Source organism: Blastococcus sp. LR1, assembly GCF_020166105.1.
Taxonomy (GTDB): Bacteria; Actinomycetota; Actinomycetes; order Mycobacteriales; family Geodermatophilaceae; genus Blastococcus.
Window position 1 is genome coordinate 265507 of sequence record NZ_JAIUJY010000005.1, and the last position, 17688, is coordinate 283194.

At 73.0% G+C, this 17688-nt stretch carries 18 protein-coding genes and 3 tRNA genes; 14 read left to right on the forward strand and 7 right to left on the reverse strand.

Going from position 1 to position 17688, the window contains the following annotated elements:
- Nucleotides 1-28 precede the first annotated feature (28 nt).
- Nucleotides 29-556 carry an acetolactate synthase small subunit gene (gene ilvN, locus LBW97_RS16175; RefSeq protein ID WP_224500383.1) on the forward strand — a complete coding sequence of 176 codons (528 nt, stop codon included), beginning with the start codon at nucleotides 29-31 and terminating at the stop codon, nucleotides 554-556.
- Between the two features lie 46 nt (nucleotides 557-602).
- Complete coding sequence (gene ilvC, locus LBW97_RS16180; RefSeq protein ID WP_224500384.1) at nucleotides 603-1631, forward strand: ketol-acid reductoisomerase; 1029 nt, start codon at nucleotides 603-605, stop codon at nucleotides 1629-1631.
- A 68-nt stretch (nucleotides 1632-1699) separates the two neighbouring features.
- Here the strand turns inward: ilvC and LBW97_RS16185 are convergent, their stop codons facing one another.
- The 3 genes from LBW97_RS16185 to LBW97_RS16195 all read right to left on the reverse strand — a co-directional run bounded on the left by LBW97_RS16185 (nucleotide 1700) and on the right by LBW97_RS16195 (nucleotide 3886).
- Nucleotides 1700-2086, reverse strand: a complete 387-nt coding sequence (locus tag LBW97_RS16185) for a hypothetical protein (protein WP_224500385.1) — start codon at nucleotides 2084-2086, stop codon at nucleotides 1700-1702.
- A 343-nt stretch (nucleotides 2087-2429) separates the two neighbouring features.
- Nucleotides 2430-3050 carry a hypothetical protein gene (locus LBW97_RS16190; RefSeq protein ID WP_224500518.1) on the reverse strand — a complete coding sequence of 207 codons (621 nt, stop codon included), beginning with the start codon at nucleotides 3048-3050 and terminating at the stop codon, nucleotides 2430-2432.
- A 113-nt stretch (nucleotides 3051-3163) separates the two neighbouring features.
- The gene (locus LBW97_RS16195) at nucleotides 3164-3886 is read right to left on the reverse strand and encodes a hypothetical protein (RefSeq protein WP_224500386.1); all 723 of its coding nucleotides are present in this window, start codon (nucleotides 3884-3886) and stop codon (nucleotides 3164-3166) included.
- A 131-nt stretch (nucleotides 3887-4017) separates the two neighbouring features.
- On the opposite strand from LBW97_RS16195, the gene serA reads away from it, so the two are divergent.
- Genes serA through LBW97_RS16210 form a run of 3 tightly spaced genes read left to right on the forward strand, consistent with a single transcriptional unit; the run spans nucleotide 4018 to nucleotide 7631 of the window.
- Complete coding sequence (gene serA, locus LBW97_RS16200; protein ID WP_224500387.1) at nucleotides 4018-5619, forward strand: phosphoglycerate dehydrogenase; 1602 nt, start codon at nucleotides 4018-4020, stop codon at nucleotides 5617-5619.
- Nucleotides 5620-5635: 16 nt separating this feature from the next.
- Nucleotides 5636-6658, forward strand: coding sequence for a 3-isopropylmalate dehydrogenase (locus LBW97_RS16205; RefSeq protein WP_224500388.1), 1023 nt, complete (start codon nucleotides 5636-5638; stop codon nucleotides 6656-6658).
- Nucleotides 6659-6662: 4 nt separating this feature from the next.
- Nucleotides 6663-7631, forward strand: a complete 969-nt coding sequence (locus LBW97_RS16210) for a DUF4240 domain-containing protein (RefSeq protein ID WP_224500389.1) — start codon at nucleotides 6663-6665, stop codon at nucleotides 7629-7631.
- 1 nt (nucleotide 7632) lies between these two features.
- Here the strand turns inward: LBW97_RS16210 and LBW97_RS16215 are convergent, their stop codons facing one another.
- Nucleotides 7633-8013, reverse strand: a complete 381-nt coding sequence (locus LBW97_RS16215) for a hypothetical protein (protein ID WP_224500390.1) — start codon at nucleotides 8011-8013, stop codon at nucleotides 7633-7635.
- Between the two features lie 177 nt (nucleotides 8014-8190).
- Between LBW97_RS16215 and cimA the strand changes: the two genes are divergently transcribed.
- Nucleotides 8191-9792 carry a citramalate synthase gene (gene cimA / locus LBW97_RS16220; RefSeq protein WP_224500391.1) on the forward strand — a complete coding sequence of 534 codons (1602 nt, stop codon included), beginning with the start codon at nucleotides 8191-8193 and terminating at the stop codon, nucleotides 9790-9792.
- Here the strand turns inward: cimA and LBW97_RS16225 are convergent.
- The 3 genes from LBW97_RS16225 to LBW97_RS16235 all read right to left on the reverse strand — a co-directional run bounded on the left by LBW97_RS16225 (nucleotide 9783) and on the right by LBW97_RS16235 (nucleotide 11339).
- A complete protein-coding gene (locus LBW97_RS16225; RefSeq protein ID WP_224500511.1) occupies nucleotides 9783-10556 on the reverse strand; it encodes a glutamine amidotransferase in 774 nt (257 codons plus the stop codon). The two genes, cimA and LBW97_RS16225, sit on opposite strands and share 10 nt — an antisense overlap.
- Complete coding sequence (locus LBW97_RS16230; RefSeq protein ID WP_224500392.1) at nucleotides 10523-10849, reverse strand: putative quinol monooxygenase; 327 nt, start codon at nucleotides 10847-10849, stop codon at nucleotides 10523-10525. The genes LBW97_RS16225 and LBW97_RS16230 overlap by 34 nt, the downstream gene beginning before the upstream one ends.
- A gap of 70 nt (nucleotides 10850-10919) precedes the next feature.
- Entirely contained in the window at nucleotides 10920-11339 is a 420-nt protein-coding gene (locus LBW97_RS16235; RefSeq protein WP_224500393.1) for a VOC family protein, read from the reverse strand.
- Nucleotides 11340-11381: 42 nt separating this feature from the next.
- Here LBW97_RS16235 and LBW97_RS16240 point away from each other — a divergent pair, with 42 nt between their 5' ends.
- The 8 genes from LBW97_RS16240 to galK all read left to right on the forward strand — a co-directional run bounded on the left by LBW97_RS16240 (nucleotide 11382) and on the right by galK (nucleotide 17671).
- Complete coding sequence (locus LBW97_RS16240) at nucleotides 11382-12194, forward strand: fumarylacetoacetate hydrolase family protein (protein ID WP_224500394.1); 813 nt, start codon at nucleotides 11382-11384, stop codon at nucleotides 12192-12194.
- Nucleotides 12191-13681 carry a glutamate--tRNA ligase gene (gene gltX / locus LBW97_RS16245; RefSeq protein WP_224500395.1) on the forward strand — a complete coding sequence of 497 codons (1491 nt, stop codon included), beginning with the start codon at nucleotides 12191-12193 and terminating at the stop codon, nucleotides 13679-13681. The genes LBW97_RS16240 and gltX overlap by 4 nt, the downstream gene beginning before the upstream one ends.
- Nucleotides 13678-14781 carry a CPBP family intramembrane glutamic endopeptidase gene (locus LBW97_RS20260; RefSeq protein ID WP_304505458.1) on the forward strand — a complete coding sequence of 368 codons (1104 nt, stop codon included), beginning with the start codon at nucleotides 13678-13680 and terminating at the stop codon, nucleotides 14779-14781. The genes gltX and LBW97_RS20260 overlap by 4 nt, the downstream gene beginning before the upstream one ends.
- A 79-nt stretch (nucleotides 14782-14860) precedes the next feature.
- Nucleotides 14861-14932: transfer RNA gene (locus LBW97_RS16255), tRNA-Gln, on the forward strand.
- Between the two features lie 45 nt (nucleotides 14933-14977).
- Nucleotides 14978-15050: transfer RNA gene (locus LBW97_RS16260), tRNA-Glu, on the forward strand.
- 106 nt (nucleotides 15051-15156) lie between these two features.
- A tRNA-Glu gene (locus LBW97_RS16265) sits at nucleotides 15157-15229 on the forward strand.
- Nucleotides 15230-15422: 193 nt separating this feature from the next.
- A complete protein-coding gene (gene galT, locus LBW97_RS16270) occupies nucleotides 15423-16508 on the forward strand; it encodes a galactose-1-phosphate uridylyltransferase (RefSeq protein ID WP_224500396.1) in 1086 nt (361 codons plus the stop codon).
- Nucleotides 16505-17671 (forward strand): galactokinase, encoded by a 1167-nt coding sequence (gene galK, locus LBW97_RS16275; RefSeq protein ID WP_224500397.1) that lies wholly within the window; start codon nucleotides 16505-16507, stop codon nucleotides 17669-17671. The genes galT and galK overlap by 4 nt, the downstream gene beginning before the upstream one ends.
- The last annotated feature ends 17 nt before the right edge of the window (nucleotides 17672-17688 follow it).

Here is a 17688-nt window from a genome sequence, read left to right on the forward strand (position 1 = left end):
CCCGTTGATCCCTGAAAGGAACGTTGGCATGACCCGCCACACGCTCTCGGTCCTCGTCGAGAACAAGTCCGGTGTGCTGGCCCGCGTCTCGGCGCTGTTCAGCCGGCGCGGCTTCAACATCGAGTCACTCGCCGTCGGACCCACCGAGAACCCCGACCTCTCGCGGATGACGATCGTCGTCGACGCGGAGAGCCAGCCGCTGGAGCAGATCACCAAGCAGCTGAACAAGCTCATCGAGATCATCAAGATCGTCGAGCTGGACGGCGGAGCCGCCGTCCAGCGCGAGCTGCTGCTGGTGAAGGTCCGGGCGCCGCTGGCCGAGCGCACCCAGGTGCTCCAGACCGCGGAGCTCTTCCGGGCCCACGTCATCGACGTCAACACCGACACCGTGACCCTGGAGGCGACCGGCACCCCGGACAAGCTCCAGGCCCTGCTGGCGGTGCTCGCGCCGCTCGGCATCAAGGAGATGGCCCAGTCGGGCACCGTCGCGCTGGGCCGGGGGCCGCGGGCGATGTCGGGCGCCGGTACCTTGCGGCCCGTCGAACGCAGCGCCTGAACCCCCCCGCACCCGTACAGACCAACCGAAGGGAACACCACACAGCATGGCCGCCGAGATCTTCTACGACAGCGACGCCGACCTCTCGATCATCCAGGGGCGCACGGTCGCCGTCCTGGGTTACGGCAGCCAGGGCCACGCCCACGCCCTCTCGCTGCGCGACTCCGGGGTCGACGTGCGCGTCGGTCTGCCGGAGGGCTCCAAGAGCCGCGCCAAGGCGGAGGCCGAGGGTCTGCGGGTCGTCTCGCCGGCCGAGGCGTCCGCCGAGGCGGACCTGATCATGATCCTGGCGCCCGACCACGTGCAGCGGACCCTGTACGCCGAGTCGGTCGAGCCCAACCTGCAGGACGGCGACGCGCTGTTCTTCGGCCACGGCTTCAACATCCGCTTCGGCTACATCTTGCCCCCGGCCGGCGTCGACGTCGCCATGGTCGCCCCCAAGGGCCCCGGCCACCTGGTGCGCCGCGAGTTCGAGAACGGCAAGGGCGTGCCCTGCCTCGTCGCCGTCGAGCAGGACGCCAGCGGGTCCGCGCTGCAGTTGGCGCTCTCCTACGCCGCAGCCATCGGTGGCACCCGCGCCGGCGTCATCAAGACGACGTTCGCCGAGGAGACCGAGACCGACCTCTTCGGTGAGCAGGCCGTGCTCTGCGGTGGCGCCAGCGCGCTCATCACCGCCGGGTTCGAGACCCTGACCGAGGCCGGCTACCAGCCCGAGGTCGCCTACTTCGAGTGCCTGCACGAGCTGAAGCTGATCGTCGACCTCATGTACGAGGGCGGCATCGCCAAGCAGCGCTGGTCGGTGTCCGACACCGCCGAGTACGGCGACTACACCTCCGGCCCCAAGGTCATCGACGCCCGCGTCAAGGAGTCGATGGGCGAGGTGCTGGCCGCGATCAAGGACGGCTCGTGGGCCGCGGCCTTCATCGCCGACCAGGACGCCGGCGCCCCGGACTTCAAGGCCAAGCGGGCCGCCGCCGAGCAGCACCCGATCGAGGAGACCGGGCGCAAGCTGCGCGGCCTCATGAGCTGGGTCTCGGCGTCGGACGACTACACGGGCACCGCTGCCCGTAGCTGATCGCTCCGCCACAGGGCCCCCGTGACCGACCGGTCGCGGGGGCTCTGTCGCGTTCTGGGGTCGCGTTCTCAGTACGTGATGCCGCGAGCGGCGTAGTGCTGCTTCGCGTCCGGCTGGCGCAGCAGGTACACGATCGCGGCCGGGAGCAGGAAGCCGAGGAAGTTGCCGAACAGGAACCCCCATCCGCTGACCAGCCCCCAGACGAGCGTGAGCAGCTGGACGGCCACCGAGGCGTAACTGCCGAGGATCAGCAGCTGGGGCGACTTGCCCTGCAGCACCTGGATGCCGCCGACGAGCAGCACGATGCCGGCGGCGACCGACAGCAGGGCGAGAACCCCGAGGAACCCGCCGAACGCGAACAGCAGTCCCAGGCCGAACAGGCTGAGCAGCGCCAGCCCGCCGATGACGATGCCGATGATCGCGGCGGCCATCACGCCACCAGGACGGTCATTCATGGTGCCGGGACCGCCCGTGTGCGAGGGGCCCGGGCCGTAGCCGGGCGCCTGCTGGCCGTACCCGGAGACGGGGGGCCGGCCCTGCGGAGGGGGAGGTCCCCAGGCGGGCTGACCCTGCGGTGCGCCACCAGGAACGGGGCCAGGGGCCGGACCGGGATCGGGGCCTGCACTGGAGCTGGACATCGGGCACTCCCTCCTGGGGCGGCCGCCCCGGTCGGAGCGACCGTGGCGCGCAGTGTAGGGACGCCGGGGCCGCAGCGGGGGTCCTCCGCGTGCGGTGCGGACGACGACGGCCCCCGCTGCTGAGCAGTAGGGGCCGTCGACGTGAGGGTGGTGCGGCAGGTCAGGCGGTGCCCTTCTGCCCGGCGTACCACTGCTGGGCGGCCCGGCCGCGCAGGAGCGAGACGATGACCGCCGCCCCGATCAGGAGCAGCAGCCCCGAGCCGGCCGGGATGTCCTCGTCCGACAGCGCGACGATGAAGTTGAACACCCAGATCGCGGCGGTCGCATAGGCGGCGTACAGGAGGATCGTCGGCGCGGCACCCCGGAGCACCTGGATGCCGCCCACGAGCAGGGCGATGCCGACGGCGATCGCGAGCACGCTCAGCAGGACGTCGACGGCAGTGACCTCGACGCCGACGCTGTCCACGAGCGCGAGACCGCCCAGGTTGGTCAGCGCGATCAGGGCGCCGACGACGATCCCGACGATCCCGGCGGCGGTCACCGTGCCCGGGCGCTTCGCACCTGGGCCCCAGCCGGGCTGCTGGCCGTATCCGGGCTGGGGCTGACCGTAGGGCTGGCCGTATCCGGGCTGGGGCTGGCCGTAACCGGGCTGCTGGCCGTACGGCTGGGGCTGGCCGTAGCCCGGCTGCTGGCCGTAGCCGGGCTGCTGGCCCTGGGGCGGGGGTGGCCCCCAGCCGGGCTGCGGCTGCTGCTGGGAGGGGTCGGGCGTGGGGTTGGACATCGGGAGAACGGCCTCCTGGTCGTCGGTCGCACTCGTGGCGTCCGATGGCGGAACGTACTGATCGTCACACCGATCGTCGCCGGAGGCAGGCGGGCCCGCCCGGACCACCCGGTTCAGCGACCGGTGCGGTTGAACCGGTGCGCGGCGTAGAACTCCGCCGCACGGCGGCCGGCGAGCAGCACCACGATGGCGATCGCTGCGGCGAACATGAGCAGCACCACCACCATTGCGCCGGCGTCGCCGTCGCTCAACGCGCCGAGGAGGCCCAGGCCGGTGAAGAAGATGGTGAGCGAGCCGCCCACCAGGAGGAGGACGCGGCTGCGCCCGGTCAGCGCCAGGATCGATCCCCAGATCATCACGACCGTGTAGGCCAGGATGAAGAAGCCGGCGATGACCAGCCCGGCGTTCACGGCGTCACCCGTCTCGCTGGTGTACCCCGGGATGTCGCCGCTCAGCTCCGTGATCAGGCTCCCGGCGGCCACGACGCCGACCAGGCCCAGCAGGCCCAGGGCGCCGAAGAGGAACCCGAACACGGCCGCGACGATGACCGACGGGGGGCGGGCGGGGACGGCGGTAGGTCCGTAGCCACCGTAGGGCTGGCCGTACCCCGGCTGGCCGTAGGGCTGCTGCCCGTACTGCTGCTCCTGCCCGTAGGAGGGCTGTCCGTACGGGGGCTGCGCCTGCGGGTCGGCCCCGTACTGGGGCTGCCCGTACTGCGGTTGTCCGTACTGGGGCTGTCCGTACTGGGGCTGGCCGTAGCCGGGCTGCTCCGGGGACTTCTCGCCGTGGGGCGGTGTGCCGGGGGCGGGACGGTACGGGTCGTCTGACTGGCTCATGATTCCCTCCGGTCGGCACCGGTCGGGTCGGTGCGGCAGTGAAACCCCAGCATTCACGGCCCCGTCGTGGGCGGGCAAGGCGACCGGCCGCGGAACGCGCCTCCCCGCCCGGATCCCTAGGCTCTGTGGCCGTGACCTCGACCACGCCCGTCGTCCTGATCGCCGAAGAGCTCGCGCCGAGTGTCCTCGAGGTGCTCGGGACCGACGTCGAGATCCGGCACGTCGACGGCGCCGACCGGGCCGCGCTGCTGCCCGCGCTCGCCGACGCAGCGGCGGTGATGATCCGCAGCGCGACGCAGATCGACGCGGAGGCCCTCGCCGCGGCGCCGAACCTGAAGGTGGTGGCCCGCGCCGGCATCGGCCTCGACAACGTCGACGTCGCGGCGGCCACCGAGCGCGGCGTCATGGTCGTCAACGCTCCGACGGCCAACATCGTCAGCGCCGCCGAGCACGCCGTCGCCCTCCTCCTGGCCGCTGCCCGGCGCATCCCCGCGGCGGACGCCTCCCTGCGCGAGGGCAGGTGGGCCCGCTCGTCGTTCACCGGCGTCGAGGTCACCGGGAAGACCGTCGGCGTCGTCGGCCTCGGCCGCATCGGTCAGCTGGTGGCGCAGCGCCTGGCCGCCTTCGACGTCGAGCTGATCGCCTACGACCCCTACATCCAGCCGGGCCGCGCCGCCCAGCTCGGCGTGCGGATGGTCTCCCTGGAGGAGCTGCTCCAGCAGGCGGACTTCCTCACCATCCACCTGCCGAAGACTGCCGAGACCCTCGGGCTCATCGGTGCCACCGAGCTGGCCACCACCAAGCGCGGCGTCATCATCGTCAACGCCGCCCGCGGCGGCCTGGTCGACGAGGCCGCCCTGGCCGAGGCGCTCCGCTCGGGGCAGGTCGGCGCGGCCGGCATCGACGTCTACGCCACGGAGCCCTGCACCGACAGCCCGCTCTTCGGCCTGTCGAACACTGTCGTCACCCCGCACCTGGGCGCCTCCACCACCGAGGCGCAGGACAAGGCCGGCGCCTCGGTCGCCCGCTCCGTGCGGCTGGCGCTGCAGGGCGAGTTCGTGCCCGACGCCGTCAACGTCCAGGCCGGTGGCGTCGTCGCCGAGGACGTGCGCCCCGGTCTCCCGCTCGCCGAGAAGCTCGGTCGCGTCTTCACCGCCGTCGCCGGTGGGCTGGCCCAGTCGGTCACCGTCGACGTCCGCGGCAAGCTCGGCGAGTTCGACGCCTCGGTGCTCCAGCTGGCTGCCCTCAAGGGCGTCTTCTCCGACGTCGTCGAGGAGCAGGTCACCTACGTCAACGCGCCGCTGTTCGCCGAGCAGCGCGGGCTCGAGGTCGCGCTGACCACCGACCCGGAGAGCCCGACCTACCGGAACCTGATCACCCTGCGCGGGGCCATGGCCGACGGTCGCGCCGTCGCGGTCTCCGGCACCCTGTTCGGCAAGAACCAGGTGCCGCGGCTGACCGAGGTCGCCGGCTTCGAGATCGACCTGGCGGCGTCGGGCCACCTGCTCTTCTTCGTCTACGCCGACCGGCCGGGCGTCGTGGGCGCGGTCGGGGCGGCGCTGGGGGAGGCCGGCATCAACATCGCCGGTGCCCAGGTCAGCCCGGCCGGGGACGGCGACGAGGCGCTGATGGCGGTCACGGTCAGCAGCCCCGCGCCTCCCGAGCTGCTCGAGGCCATCGCCGGCCGGATCGGCGCGCGGGCCGCCCGGGCTGCCGACCTCACGACCCTCTGACCTAGGGTTCCCGACCATGCGCCTGGCAGTGATCCCCGGAGACGGCATCGGTCCCGAGGTGGTGGCGGAGGGCCTCAAGGTCCTGCGCGCCGTCGCCCCCGATCTGGAGACGACGCCGTACGACCTCGGCGCCGCGCGGTGGCAGGCCACCGGGGAGCTGCTGCCGGACACGGTGGTCGACGAGCTCCGCCAGCACGACGCGATCCTGCTGGGTGCCATCGGTGACCCGGGCGTTCCGCCGGGGATCTTGGAGCGCGGCCTGCTGCTGCGGCTGCGCTTCGAGCTCGACCACCACGTCAACCTCCGGCCGGCGCGGCTCTTCGACGGCGTGCGCAGCCCGCTCGCGTCGCCCGGGCCGATCGACATGCTGTGCGTGCGCGAGGGCACCGAGGGGCCCTATGTGGGCAACGGCGGGGTGCTCCGCAAGGACACCCCGAACGAGGTCGCCACCGAGGTCAGCCTCAACACCGCGTTCGGCGTCGAGCGGGTGGTCCGGTACGCCTTCGAGCGGGCCACCGCCCGCCCCCGCAAGCACCTGACGCTGATCCACAAGACCAACGTGCTCACCCACGCCGGCGGTCTCTGGTCGCGGATCGTCGAGGAGGTGTCGGTCGAGTTCCCGGAGGTGACCGTCGCCTACCAGCACGTCGACGCCGCCTCGATGTTCTTCATCACCGACCCCGGCCGGTACGACGTGATCGTCACCGACAACCTGTTCGGCGACATCGTCACCGACGTCGCCGCGGCCGTGACCGGTGGCATCGGCCTGGCGGCCAGCGGGAACCTCGACGCCTCGGGCACCAACCCGAGCATGTTCGAGCCGGTGCACGGCTCGGCGCCCGACATCGCCGGCCAGGGCATCGCCGACCCCACGGCCGCCGTGCTGTCGGTCGGGCTGCTGCTGCAGCACCTGGGCCGCACCGAGCAGGCCCGCAAGGTCGACGCCGCCGTCGCCTTCGACCTCTCCACCCGGGACCCGCAGGCGACGATCCGCACCACCGACGTCGGCGACCGGCTCGCCGCCCTCGCGGGGGGCTGAGCGCGTGCGCCTGTTCCGGCGTCCGCTCGCCGAGGACGACTTCTGGGGGCTGATCGCGGTGGCGGAGGGGCGCACCGACGAGGCGGCGATCGGCCGTCTGACCGACGCCCTCAGCGCACGGCGCGCCAAGGACGTCGTCGCATTCCAGGAGCGGCTGGCCCGAGTGCTGTTCGAGCTGGACCGCGAGGTCCTCGCCGACCAGCCGGTGCGGTTCGGCGACGATCCGCCCGACGAGGAGCCGATCCCGCTCAGCGACGACGGTTTCCTGTATCTCCGCGCCGGGATCGTCCTCGCGGGCAGGGAGACCTACGACCGGGTGCTCCGCGATCCTGCCGTCCTCGCCCAGGGCGAGTGGGACGAGTGCGAGGACCTGCTGTACGTGGCCGAGGAGGTCCTGGGCGACGACATCGACACCAAGGTGTCGTACGAGACGGCCTCCAACCTGCAGCACTGGACGCCGCGGGCAGAGCCAGAACGCGAGCCGTGGGACCAGGGGCTCCGCTCGGTCTCCGTGGATGCCCATGACATGGCCGACCCCATCGAGGCGGAGCGGCCCACCGCGGACGGCGGCTGGGAACCGGAGATCATGTACGTCGCTCCCAGATTTCTCGGGAGCAGCCTCCTCTACGACGTCTCCACCGATCTCGCCCGGATCGTGACCACGAACGGTGGGCTGCCGGGGGAGCTGGCCGCCGGGCACGTGGTGGCGGTGGTGGAGCTCGGCGAGTCCTGGCGACTCGAGCCGCAGGTGGGAGAGCCGACCCGCTCGGAGCTCGGTGACCACCGCGAGCTCACGGTGCGCGTCGCCGTGCCCACCGCCACGGTCCGCGGCTGGACGACCGGGGAGCGCCGGACCGGGTTCGCCTCCCTGGCGGCCGCGTGCCTCCTCGCGGTCCTGCCGACGACCCATGCCGCCGTCCCCGGGCTGGAACGACTGCGTGCGGCGGGCGAAGGACTGCTCGCCGGCGGCTGAGTCACCCCTGGGGCGGCTCCGTCAGCAGGAGGTCCCCGACCGGCACGGGCAGCAGCGCGCGGCCGGTCTCACCGGGTGCGGGCCACTCCGGGCGCACTGTGCAGCCGGTGGGGGAGGACTCGACCAGCACCACCGGCTGCCAGTTCCAGTCCGCCTTCGGCTCGTCGGCCGGCAGGACGCCGGGTGGCAGCGGAGCGGGCAGCCGGGCCCACCAGCGACGGTCGAGCGCGGCCAGCCCGTGCGCCCGCAGCAGCTCGACGCCGTCCCCGGCCGGCGCGGGCAGCAGCGCCCCGGTCAGCAGGCGGGGGCCGCCGGTGGCGTCCAGCCAGCCCACCTGTTCGCCGTCGGCGCGGTGCACAGCGGTCCAGTCCGGGGGGAACACCGCCGGAGCCTCTCAGGGACGGAGGTCGCCGCGCGCGTGCTTTACTCGTCGGCGATGACCGCTCCCAGCACGATTATCACCTAGCGCGCAGTTCCCTCCGACTGCGCGCAGACCTCCCGTACCCGGGGGGTCTTTTTGTTTTCCGGGACAGCCCCCACCCGATCCGAGGAGCCCTCCGTGCCCAGCGATCCCGAGTTCCAGGTCTTCGACACCACGCTGCGCGACGGCGCCCAGCGCGAGGGCATCAGCTACTCGGTCGCGGACAAGCTCGCGGTCGCCCGGCTGCTCGACGAGATCGGCGTGGGGTTCATCGAGGGCGGTTGGCCGGGGGCGCTGCCCAAGGACACCGAGTTCTTCGCCCGCGCGCGCACCGAGCTCTCGCTGCAGCACGCCCAGCTGGTCGCGTTCGGCGCCACCCGCAAGGCCGGCGTGCCGGTGGAGGACGACCTCCAGGTGCGGGCCCTGCTCGACGCCGGCACGCCGGTGGTCTGCCTGGTCGCCAAGTCCGACGTCCGGCACGTGCGGGAGGCGCTGCGGACCACGCCGGAGGAGAACCTCGCGATGGTGGCCGACACCGTCGCCTTCCTGGTGGCGCAGGGCCGCCGGGTCTTCCTCGACTGCGAGCACTTCTTCGACGGCTACGCGGCCGACCGTGACTACGGCGTGCAGGTGCTGGAGACGGCGTTCGCGGCGGGCGCGGAGGTCGGCGTCCTCTGCGACACCAACGGCGGGATGCTGCCGATGGGCGTGGGCCGGGTGGTCGCCGACGTGCGGGCCCGCACCACGGGGAAGCTCGGCATCCACTGCCAGGACGACACCGGCTGCGCGGTGGCCAACACCCTCGCCGCCGTCGAAGCCGGGGTCACCCACGTGCAGGGGACGGCGAACGGCTACGGCGAGCGCGCGGGCAACGCCGACACGTTCGCGCTGATCGCCAACCTGGTCACCAAGATGGGCATCCCGGCGGTGCCGGCGGACTGCCTGCCGGAACTGCAGCGGGTCAGTCACGCCATCGCCGAGCTCGCCAACATCGCCCCCGACGACCACCAGCCCTACGTCGGGGCGTCGGCGTTCGCGCACAAGGCCGGCCTGCACGCCAGCGCCATCAAGGTGAGCCCCGAGCTCTACAACCACCTCGACCCCGCCGTCGTCGGCAACGACATGCGCATCCTGGTCACCGAGATGGCCGGCCGGGCCTCGATCGAGCTCAAGGGCCGGGAGCTCGGCGTCGACCTGTCCGGCCAGGCCGACGCGATCGGGCGGGTCGTGGACCAGGTCAAGGTGCTCGAGGCCGACGGCTGGTCCTTCGAGGCTGCCGACGCCTCCTTCGAGCTGCTGCTGCGCGCCCAGCTGCCCGACGCCCCGGCGCCGCTGTTCGAGCTGGAGAGCTATCGGACCTCCGTCGAGCACTGGGGCAACGGGGTCGTGGTCAGCGAGGCCACCGTGAAGGTGCACCTCCGGAACGACGACGGGACCAGCGAGCGGATCATCAGCACCGGCGAGGGCAACGGGCCGGTGAACGCCCTCGACAACGCGCTGCGCCAGGCGCTGGTCGGCCGGTACCCGCAGCTGGCCGGGGTCTCGCTGGCCGACTACAAGGTCCGCATCCTCGGCTGGAAGGGCGGGACCAGCGCGACCACCCGCGTGCTCATCGACACGACCGACGGGGTGGGCACGTGGACCACCGTCGGCGTGCACGCCAACATCGTCGAGGCGTCCTGGCACGCCCTCGTGGACGCGCTCGCCTACGCGGTCCTCCGCCGGCCCGCTCAGCCGTAGCGGGCGACGAAGTTCGCCAGGACCCGGGCGGGCTCGTGAACCTCGGCCGCCTCGGCCAGCGCGACGACCTGGTCGAGTTCGTCCGGCGGGAAGTACCCGGCGTGCTGGTAGATGCGCGCCCGCGCCACCAGCCCGTCGACGTCGAGCTCCGGGTGGAACTGGGTGGCGTAGACGTTCTGCCGGACCCGGAACATCTGGACCGGGCAGGTCGCCGACGAGGCCAGCAGCACGGCGCCCGGGGGCAGCTCGCGGCAGGCCTCCTTGTGCCCGACGAAGGCGCCGAACCGCTCGGGGACCCCGGCCAGCAGCGGGTCGCGCCGGCCCTCCTCGGTCAGGGACACCTCGACGGCGGAGACCGGTTCGCCGTAGGTGCGGTCGACGACCCCGCCCAGGTGCGTGCCCAGCGTGCCGATGCCGTAGCAGGCGCCGAGGAAGGGGACGTCGCGCGCCACCACCTCGCCGAGCAGCGCGTCGACCTCGCGCTCCACCCGCAGCTGGACCGCCGACTTCGACTCCGGCGGATCGCTGGAGTTGAACGGGCTGCCGCCGAGCACGACGCCGGCGTACGCGTCGAGGTCCAGCTCCGGCAGCGGCCCCGCCTCCAGCCGGATGCGGTGCAGCCGGTCCGCGGGCAGGCCGGTGAACCGGAGGAAGGAGGCGTGCTCCTGCTCCGCGGCGGCGTCCTCGGGGCGGGAGGACAGCAGGAGGAACGGGCGCCCGGCGACGGCGTTCAGCGGGGCTGGATCTCGCCCATCGGGCCCCAGCCCGGGACGTCGGGGGCGTCGACGTAGATGATCTGCGGCTGCGCCGACACCAGGTCCGGGCCCTTCTCGACGAACTGCTTGAAGGCGTCGGTGGCGGTGTGCGAGGCGCCCGCGTCGGCGTCGCGGAAGCCCTCGATGCAGATCCAGGTGTCGGGCTCCTCGAGGCTCCGCGACCACTCGAAGAAGAGCGAGCCCTCCTCGGCGTTCACCGAGCGGGCGTAGTCGGCGGCGAGGCCGGCCCACTCGTCGGCGCGTTCGGGGCGGATGGGCATCTTCACGACGATCAAGATCATGGGGAGATCCTCTCAGCTGGATCGTCCCGAGTGGGCCCCGCAGGGGTCCGCGCAGGGACGATGGGTGGGCTCAGCGCGACGGGGGGACGGCTCCTGGTCGCGGTGGGAGCCCGGAGGGCGACAGTGTGCGCCGCAACAGGCAGAACTCGTTGCCCTCGGGGTCGGCCAGCACGTGCCAGGTCTCGTCGCCCGTCTGGCCCACGTCGGCCGGGGTCGCGCCCAGGTCCAGCAGCCGCCGCAGCTCGGCGTCCTGGTCGCGGTCGGTGGGGCTGACGTCGATGTGCAGGCGGAGCTTGCCCGGCGTCGGATCGGCGACCGGCGCGAACACCAGCGTCGGGGCCGCGCCGCCGAACCCCTCCTCGGGGCCGATCTCCACCTCGCCGCCGTCCTCCCGGCCGAGCACGCGGTAGTCCAGCACCGCGGCCCAGAAGGCGGCGAGCGCCTCGGGGTCGCGGCTGTCGATCACGAGCTCGGAGAAGCGGCAGGCCATGGCGGAACGGTAGGCGAATGCGGGCGCGACTAACCTCGGTCTGTGCGCATCGTTCGTTTCGCCTCACCCCAGGGCATGTCCTTCGGCGTTCTCGACGGAGACGGCCAGATCGCCCAGATCGAGGGCCATCCCTTCGGCCAGATCTCCTTCACCGGCACGCGCTACGCGCAGGCCGACGTCCGCCTGCTCTCGCCGATCCTGCCGAGCAAGGTCGTGTGCGTCGGCAAGAACTACGCCGACCACGTGAAGGAGATGAACACCGGCGACGCTCCGAAGGAGCCGCTGCTGTTCCTCAAGCCGTCGACGGCGGTGCTCGGCCCCGGCGACGCCATCCGCATCCCGGCGGGCAGCACCAACGTGCACCACGAGGCCGAGCTGGCCGTCGTCATCGGCGCGCGCGGCGCCCGGAACGTGTCGCCCGAGCAGGCCCTCGCCAGCGTCTTCGGCTACACGATCGGCAACGACGTGACCGAGCGGGACATGCAGAAGAGCGACGGCCAGTGGACCCGCGCCAAGGGCTTCGACTCGTTCTGCCCGCTGGGCCCCTGGATCGAGACCGACCTGCCGGGTCTGGGCCTGGACGCCGCCGACCTCGAGGTCACCTGCACCGTCGACGGCGAGCCCCGCCAGCAGGGCCGCACCAGCCAGCTGCTGTTCGGCATCCCGACGCTGATCTCCTACATCTCCCGCGTGATGACGCTGCTGCCCGGCGACGTCGTGCTCACCGGCACCCCGTCCGGCGTCGGCCCGATCCGCCCCGGCCAGCAGGTCGTGTGCGCGATCCAGGGCCTCGGTTCGCTGACCAACTCGGTCACCGCCGCCGACGGCGTCTCCACCGCGGGCGGTGGCGCGTGACCGCACCGGGGTCCGAGGTCCGCACCCGGTTCTGCCCGTCGCCGACGGGCATGGTGCACGTCGGCCTGATGCGGACGGCGCTGTTCAACTGGGCGCACGCCCGGCACACCGGCGGGACCTTCGTCTTCCGCATCGAGGACACCGACGCCGCGCGCGACTCCGAGGAGTCCTACCGGCACCTGCTCGACTGCCTGCGCTGGATGGGCCTCGAGTGGGACGAGGGGCCCGAGGTCGGCGGCCCGCACGGCCCGTACCGGCAGTCCGAGCGCTCCGAGATCTACCGCGACGTCGCGGCCAAGCTGCTCGAGTCGGGGCACGCCTACGAGTCGTTCTCCACGAACGAGGAGGTCGATGCCCGCCGGCGGGCGGCCGGCCAGGACCCGAAGCTCGGTTACGACAACCACGACCGGTTCCTCACCGACGCGCAGAAGGCCGCCTTCCGCGACGAGGGCCGCTCTCCGGTGCTCCGGCTGAAGATGCCCGACGAGGACCTGGTCTGGACCGACCTCGTCCGCGGTGAGATCCGCTTCGCCGCGGGCTCGGTGCCCGACTTCGTGCTGGTGCGCGGCAACGGCGCCCCGCTCTATCCGTTCGTGAACCCGGTCGACGACGCGCTGATGAAGATCACCGACGTGCTCCGTGGCGAGGACCTGCTGCCCTCGACCCCGCGTCAGCTGGCGCTCTACGCCGCGCTCACCGACATCGGTGTCGCCGAGGGCACCCCGCGCTTCGGCCACCTGCCCTACGTCACCGGTGAGGGCAGCAAGAAGCTCTCCAAGCGCGACCCGCAGTCCAACCTCGACGTCTACCGGGATCGCGGCTTCCTGCCCGAGGGGTTCGGCAACTACCTGGCGCTGCTCGGCTGGTCGATCGCCGAGGACCGCGACATCTTCTCGATGCGGGAGATGGTCGAGGCCTTCGACGTCACCCGGGTGAGCCCCAACCCGGCCCGCTTCGACCTGAAGAAGGCCGAGGCGATCAACGCCACCCACCTGCGCGCCCTGCCGGTCGAGGAGTTCGTCGACCGCGTCGTGCCCCACCTGGCTGCGGAGGGGCTCGTCGCCCAGCCGCCGACCCCCGAGCAGGACCGGGTGCTTCGGGCGATCGCGCCGCTGGCGCAGGAGCGGATGGTCGTGCTGTCGGAGGCGGTCGGGCTGCTGCGCTTCCTCTTCGTCGAGAAAGTGGAGATCGAGCCGGCGGCGGCGGAGAAGCAGCTCTCCGGCGAGAACGCGGTCGCAGTGCTCGACGCGGCGACCGCCGTGCTCGGGGACCTGGCCGAGTGGTCGACCCCGGCGATCGAGCAGGCGCTCAAGGACTCGCTCGTCGAGGGGCTCGGCCTGAAGCCGCGACTGGCGTTCGGGCCGGTGCGGGTCGCCGTCAGCGGCCGGACCGTCTCGCCCCCGCTGTACGAGTCGATGGAGCTGCTCGGCCGGGAGCGCTCGCTGGCCCGGCTGGCCGCGGCGCGCGAGGTGGCGACGGCGGGATGAGCCTGCCGGGGACCGGCGCCGCGCCGGACGACGCGTACGCCGGTCCGCCGCCGTTCCAGCGCCCGGGAGCCGACCAGCTCCCGCCCGCCCCATGGGCCATGGCGCCGCCGCCCGGCTGGGTTCCGGCCGGGCCGCCACAGGTGCCCATGGCGCCGCCGCCGGGGACACCGCCGCACGACGAGCCGAAGCCCTATCTGCACGCCATGCGGGCTCGGGACTGGGGCTGGTGGCGGCCGGTCGTCGGGCTGCTCCTGCTCGCGGTGGTCTTCCTCGTGGCCGGCGCGGTGCTGGCGGTCGTCGGCATCCTCACCGGGATCAGCCCCGACCTGACCATGGGCGACCTCACCGACCCCGGTGTCCTGCTGGTCACGAACGCGACGCTCGTCGTCGGCATCCCGGTCGTCTGGCTGGCCTGGGCGGTGGCGCACGGGATGAGTCCGGGCTGGTCGTCCTCGGTGCTGGCCCGGCTGCGCTGGCGGCTGCTGCCCCGCTACACCCTGCTGGCGTTCTGCTCGCTGGGGCTGGCGATCGGGCTCGCGGTGGTGCTGGACCTCGTGACGGGGGAGGGCGACGTCGAGGGTCCGGTGCCCGGCTGGGGCTGGCTGCTCGCCGTCGTCCTGCTGACCACGCCGCTGCAGTCGGCGGCGGAGGAGTACCTGTTCCGCGGCTATCTGAGCCAGGCGATCGCGGGCTGGGTCCGGAGCCCGTCGGTGGGCGCGGTGCTGGCGGCCCTGATCACCGCCACGCTGTTCTCGCTGGCGCACCTGCCGCCGGACCTCGCCACGTTCCTCGACCGGTTCGCCTTCGCCCTCGCCGCCTCGGCGGTGGTGTGGCTGACCGGTGGCCTGGAGGCGGCGATCGTCCTGCACGCGGTCAACAACGTCGTGGTGTTCCTGCTCGCGGCCCTGCTGGGCGGGGGAGTGGCGACCGAGTCGCTGCCCGAGGGCGCCAGCGTCCTCCCGATGCTGATCGGGCTCGCGGGCACGGCCGCGTACGTCGCCCTGGTGGCGCGCTCGCGTCGCCGGGGCCGGCCGGAGACGCGGACGGCGGCCCAGGACCTGCGCGAGCCGTTCCTGCCGGCTCCCGTCGCGGCGGGCTGACCCGCCGGGCAGGGGGTGGTGCGACGACCTCCGGAGGCATCAGGTAGTGTCTTCGACGGCGCCGCGAGGCGTTCACCCATGGGGTATGGGGTAATTGGCAGCCCGACGGTTTCTGGTTCCGTTAGTCTAGGTTCGAGTCCTGGTACCCCAGCGAGGAATCCTGGTGTTCCTCCCGCACCACCCAGCACCACTGCACGGCCCCGTCGTCTAGCGGCCCAGGACGCCGCCCTCTCACGGCGGTAGCGAGGGTTCGAATCCCTTCGGGGCTACGCGATCGAGAGCCCCCGACCATCTGGTCGGGGGCTCTCGCCGTCTCCGGGGCCCGGACCCCGCACTCCGGAGGCGATTCAGGGCATGGCAAAATGTTCTCCGTCCGGCCCCGTCGTCTAGCGGCCCAGGACGCCGCCCTCTCACGGCGGTAGCGAGGGTTCGAATCCCTTCGGGGCTACAGGATCGAGAGCCCCCGACCACGTCCGGTCGGGGGCTCTCGCCGTTTCCGGCCCCGTTTCTCGGGCTGTCGCCGGCACCCGATCGGGCGTCGCGTAGATCGCATGATCTCCGGTGGCTGGTGATTCCGGCCGGGGCTACGGTCGGTCACGCCGCTCACGCTGGGTGACGACGGCGGAAAGGCGGTCGGCGCGGTGATCAGGTCGACGCGGCAGCTGTCCGACGGCCGCGAGATCCTCTACTTCGACGACGACCGGAACGCACCGGCCCGCGAGGCGACCGACACCCGCGACCTGCCGGCCGTGACCACCCGCTCCGAGCTGCGGTTCGACCCGCTGCTGGGGGAGTGGGTCGTGGTGGCCGCGCACCGGCAGACCCGCACCTTCCTGCCGCCGGCCGACCAGTGCCCGCTGTGCCCCTCGCGGCCCGGCCGGCCCAGTGAGATACCGGAGAGCGACTACCAGGTCGTCGTCTTCGAGAACCGCTTCCCCTCACTGGCGCTCGATGTCGTGCGCGACGTCCCGCCCGCGGTCCCCGGCAACCCGCTGGCCGAGCTGCGGCCCGGGTTCGGTCGGTGCGAGGTCGTCTGCTTCACCAGCGACCACGACCGCGACTTCTTCCAGCTGGGCCGCGATCGGGCGCGGCTCGTGGTCGACGTCTGGGCCGAGCGCACCGCCGAGCTCTCCGCCATCGACGGCGTGCAGCAGGTGTTCTGCTTCGAGAACCACGGCGAGGAGATCGGGGTGACGCTGTCGCACCCCCACGGTCAGATCTACGCCTACCCGTTCGTGACGCCGCGGGTGGCGACGGTGCTGGGATCGGTGCGGCGGCACCGGGAGGCGACCGGCGGGGACCTCTTCGCCGACGTCGTCGCCGCAGAGCGCTCGGGGCCCCGCGTGGTGGCTGACAACGAGCACTGGACGGCGTTCGTGCCGGCCGCCGCCCGCTGGCCGTACGAGGTGCAGCTCTTCCCGACCCGCAAGGTCCCCGACCTGCCCGCGCTGACCGGCGAGGAGCGGGACGCCTTCGTCGAGGTCTACCTGGACGTCCTGGGCCGGTTCGCGCACCGCTTCGACACCCGGATGCCCTACATCGCGTCCTGGAACCAGGCTCCGGCGCAGGCGCGCGAGGACTGGTGGCTGCACCTGCAGCTGTTCTCGTTCCGGCGGGCGCCGGGCAAGCTCAAGTACCTCGCGGGCTCCGAGTCCGGCATGGGTGCCTTCGTGACCGACACGAACCCCGAGGACGTCGCCGAGCAGCTCAGAGCCGTGACGTGGTGAGCGACGCCGAGGCCGCGCGCATCGCTGCCGAGGCCTTCGCCGAGCGGTTCGGGCAGCAGCCGGACGGGGTCTGGGCCGCGCCCGGCCGGGTCAACGTCATCGGCGAGCACACCGACTACAACGGCGGGTTCGTCCTCCCGGTCGCCCTGCCGCACACCACCCGCGCCGCCGTGGCCCGCCGCGACGACGGGCTGCTCGTGCTCGCGTCCGTCCAACACCCGGGCGAGGACGCCGAGGTCGCGGTCGGTGACCTCGAGCCCGGCCGTCCCGGCGGCTGGGCCGGATACGCCGCCGGGGTCGTGCACGGGCTCGCCGGCTCCGTGCCCGGAGGGTTGAGCATCCTGGTCGACGGCGACGTCCCCTCGGGGGCCGGGCTGTCCTCGTCCGCGGCGCTCTCCTGCTCGGTCGCGCTGGCCGTCCGCGACCTGCTCGGCCTGGACCTGGACGCGGACGCGCTGATCGACGTCGCCCGGCGGGCCGAGAACGACTTCGTCGGGGCGCCCACCGGAGTGCTGGACCAGTCGGCGTCGGTCCTGTGCCGTGCCGGTTCCGCGCTGTTCCTGGACACCCGCGACGGCACCCGCGAGCAGGTCCCGCTGGATCTCGCCGCCGCGGGACTGGCGCTGCTGGTGATCGACACCGGCACCACCCACGACCACGCCGAGGGCGGGTACCGCGAGCGCCGCCGGCAGTGCGAGGAGGCCGCGAAGGCCCTCGGTGTGGACCTGCTCCGCGAGATCGACGACGTCGCCGCCCTGGCGCCGCCCCTGGCCGGTGCCCCGGACGGCGACGTGCTGCTGCGCCGGGCCCGGCACGTCGTGACCGAGGACGCCCGGGTGCTGCAGGTCGTGGCCGCGCTGCGCGAGGACGCCGACCCGCGCGCGATCGGCCCGGTGCTCACCGCGGGGCACGCCTCGTTGCGCGACGACTTCGAGGTGTCCGTCCCCCTCATCGACGTCTGCGTCGACGCCGCCCTGGACGCGGGCGCCCACGGCGCCCGGATGGTCGGCGGGGGCTTCGGCGGCAGCGTCGTGGCGCTGGTCGACGCCGACGCGGTCGACGCCGTCACAGCCGCCGTCACCGACCGATTCGCGGGAGAGTCGCAGCCCGCCCCGCGCACCTTCGTCGTCGTTCCGTCCGCCGGCGCCCGCCGCCTGGCCTGAGCCGCACCCCGAGAAGA

What these genes read in the sequence shown, in the direction of transcription:
- LBW97_RS20260 (WP_304505458.1), top strand. Translation starts at nt 13,678, where the DNA reads ATGAGCCTGCCGGGGACCGGCGCCGCGCCGGACGACGCGTACGCCGGT.
- LBW97_RS16185 (WP_224500385.1), bottom strand. Translation starts at nt 2,086, where the DNA reads ATGAATGACCGTCCTGGTGGCGTGATGGCCGCCGCGATCATCGGCATC.
- LBW97_RS16230 (WP_224500392.1), bottom strand. Translation starts at nt 10,849, where the DNA reads ATGATCTTGATCGTCGTGAAGATGCCCATCCGCCCCGAACGCGCCGAC.
- LBW97_RS16205 (WP_224500388.1), top strand. Translation starts at nt 5,636, where the DNA reads ATGCGCCTGGCAGTGATCCCCGGAGACGGCATCGGTCCCGAGGTGGTG.
- LBW97_RS16235 (WP_224500393.1), bottom strand. Translation starts at nt 11,339, where the DNA reads ATGGCCTGCCGCTTCTCCGAGCTCGTGATCGACAGCCGCGACCCCGAG.
- LBW97_RS16190 (WP_224500518.1), bottom strand. Translation starts at nt 3,050, where the DNA reads ATGTCCAACCCCACGCCCGACCCCTCCCAGCAGCAGCCGCAGCCCGGC.
- ilvN (WP_224500383.1), top strand. Translation starts at nt 29, where the DNA reads ATGACCCGCCACACGCTCTCGGTCCTCGTCGAGAACAAGTCCGGTGTG.
- ilvC (WP_224500384.1), top strand. Translation starts at nt 603, where the DNA reads ATGGCCGCCGAGATCTTCTACGACAGCGACGCCGACCTCTCGATCATC.
- LBW97_RS16195 (WP_224500386.1), bottom strand. Translation starts at nt 3,886, where the DNA reads ATGAGCCAGTCAGACGACCCGTACCGTCCCGCCCCCGGCACACCGCCC.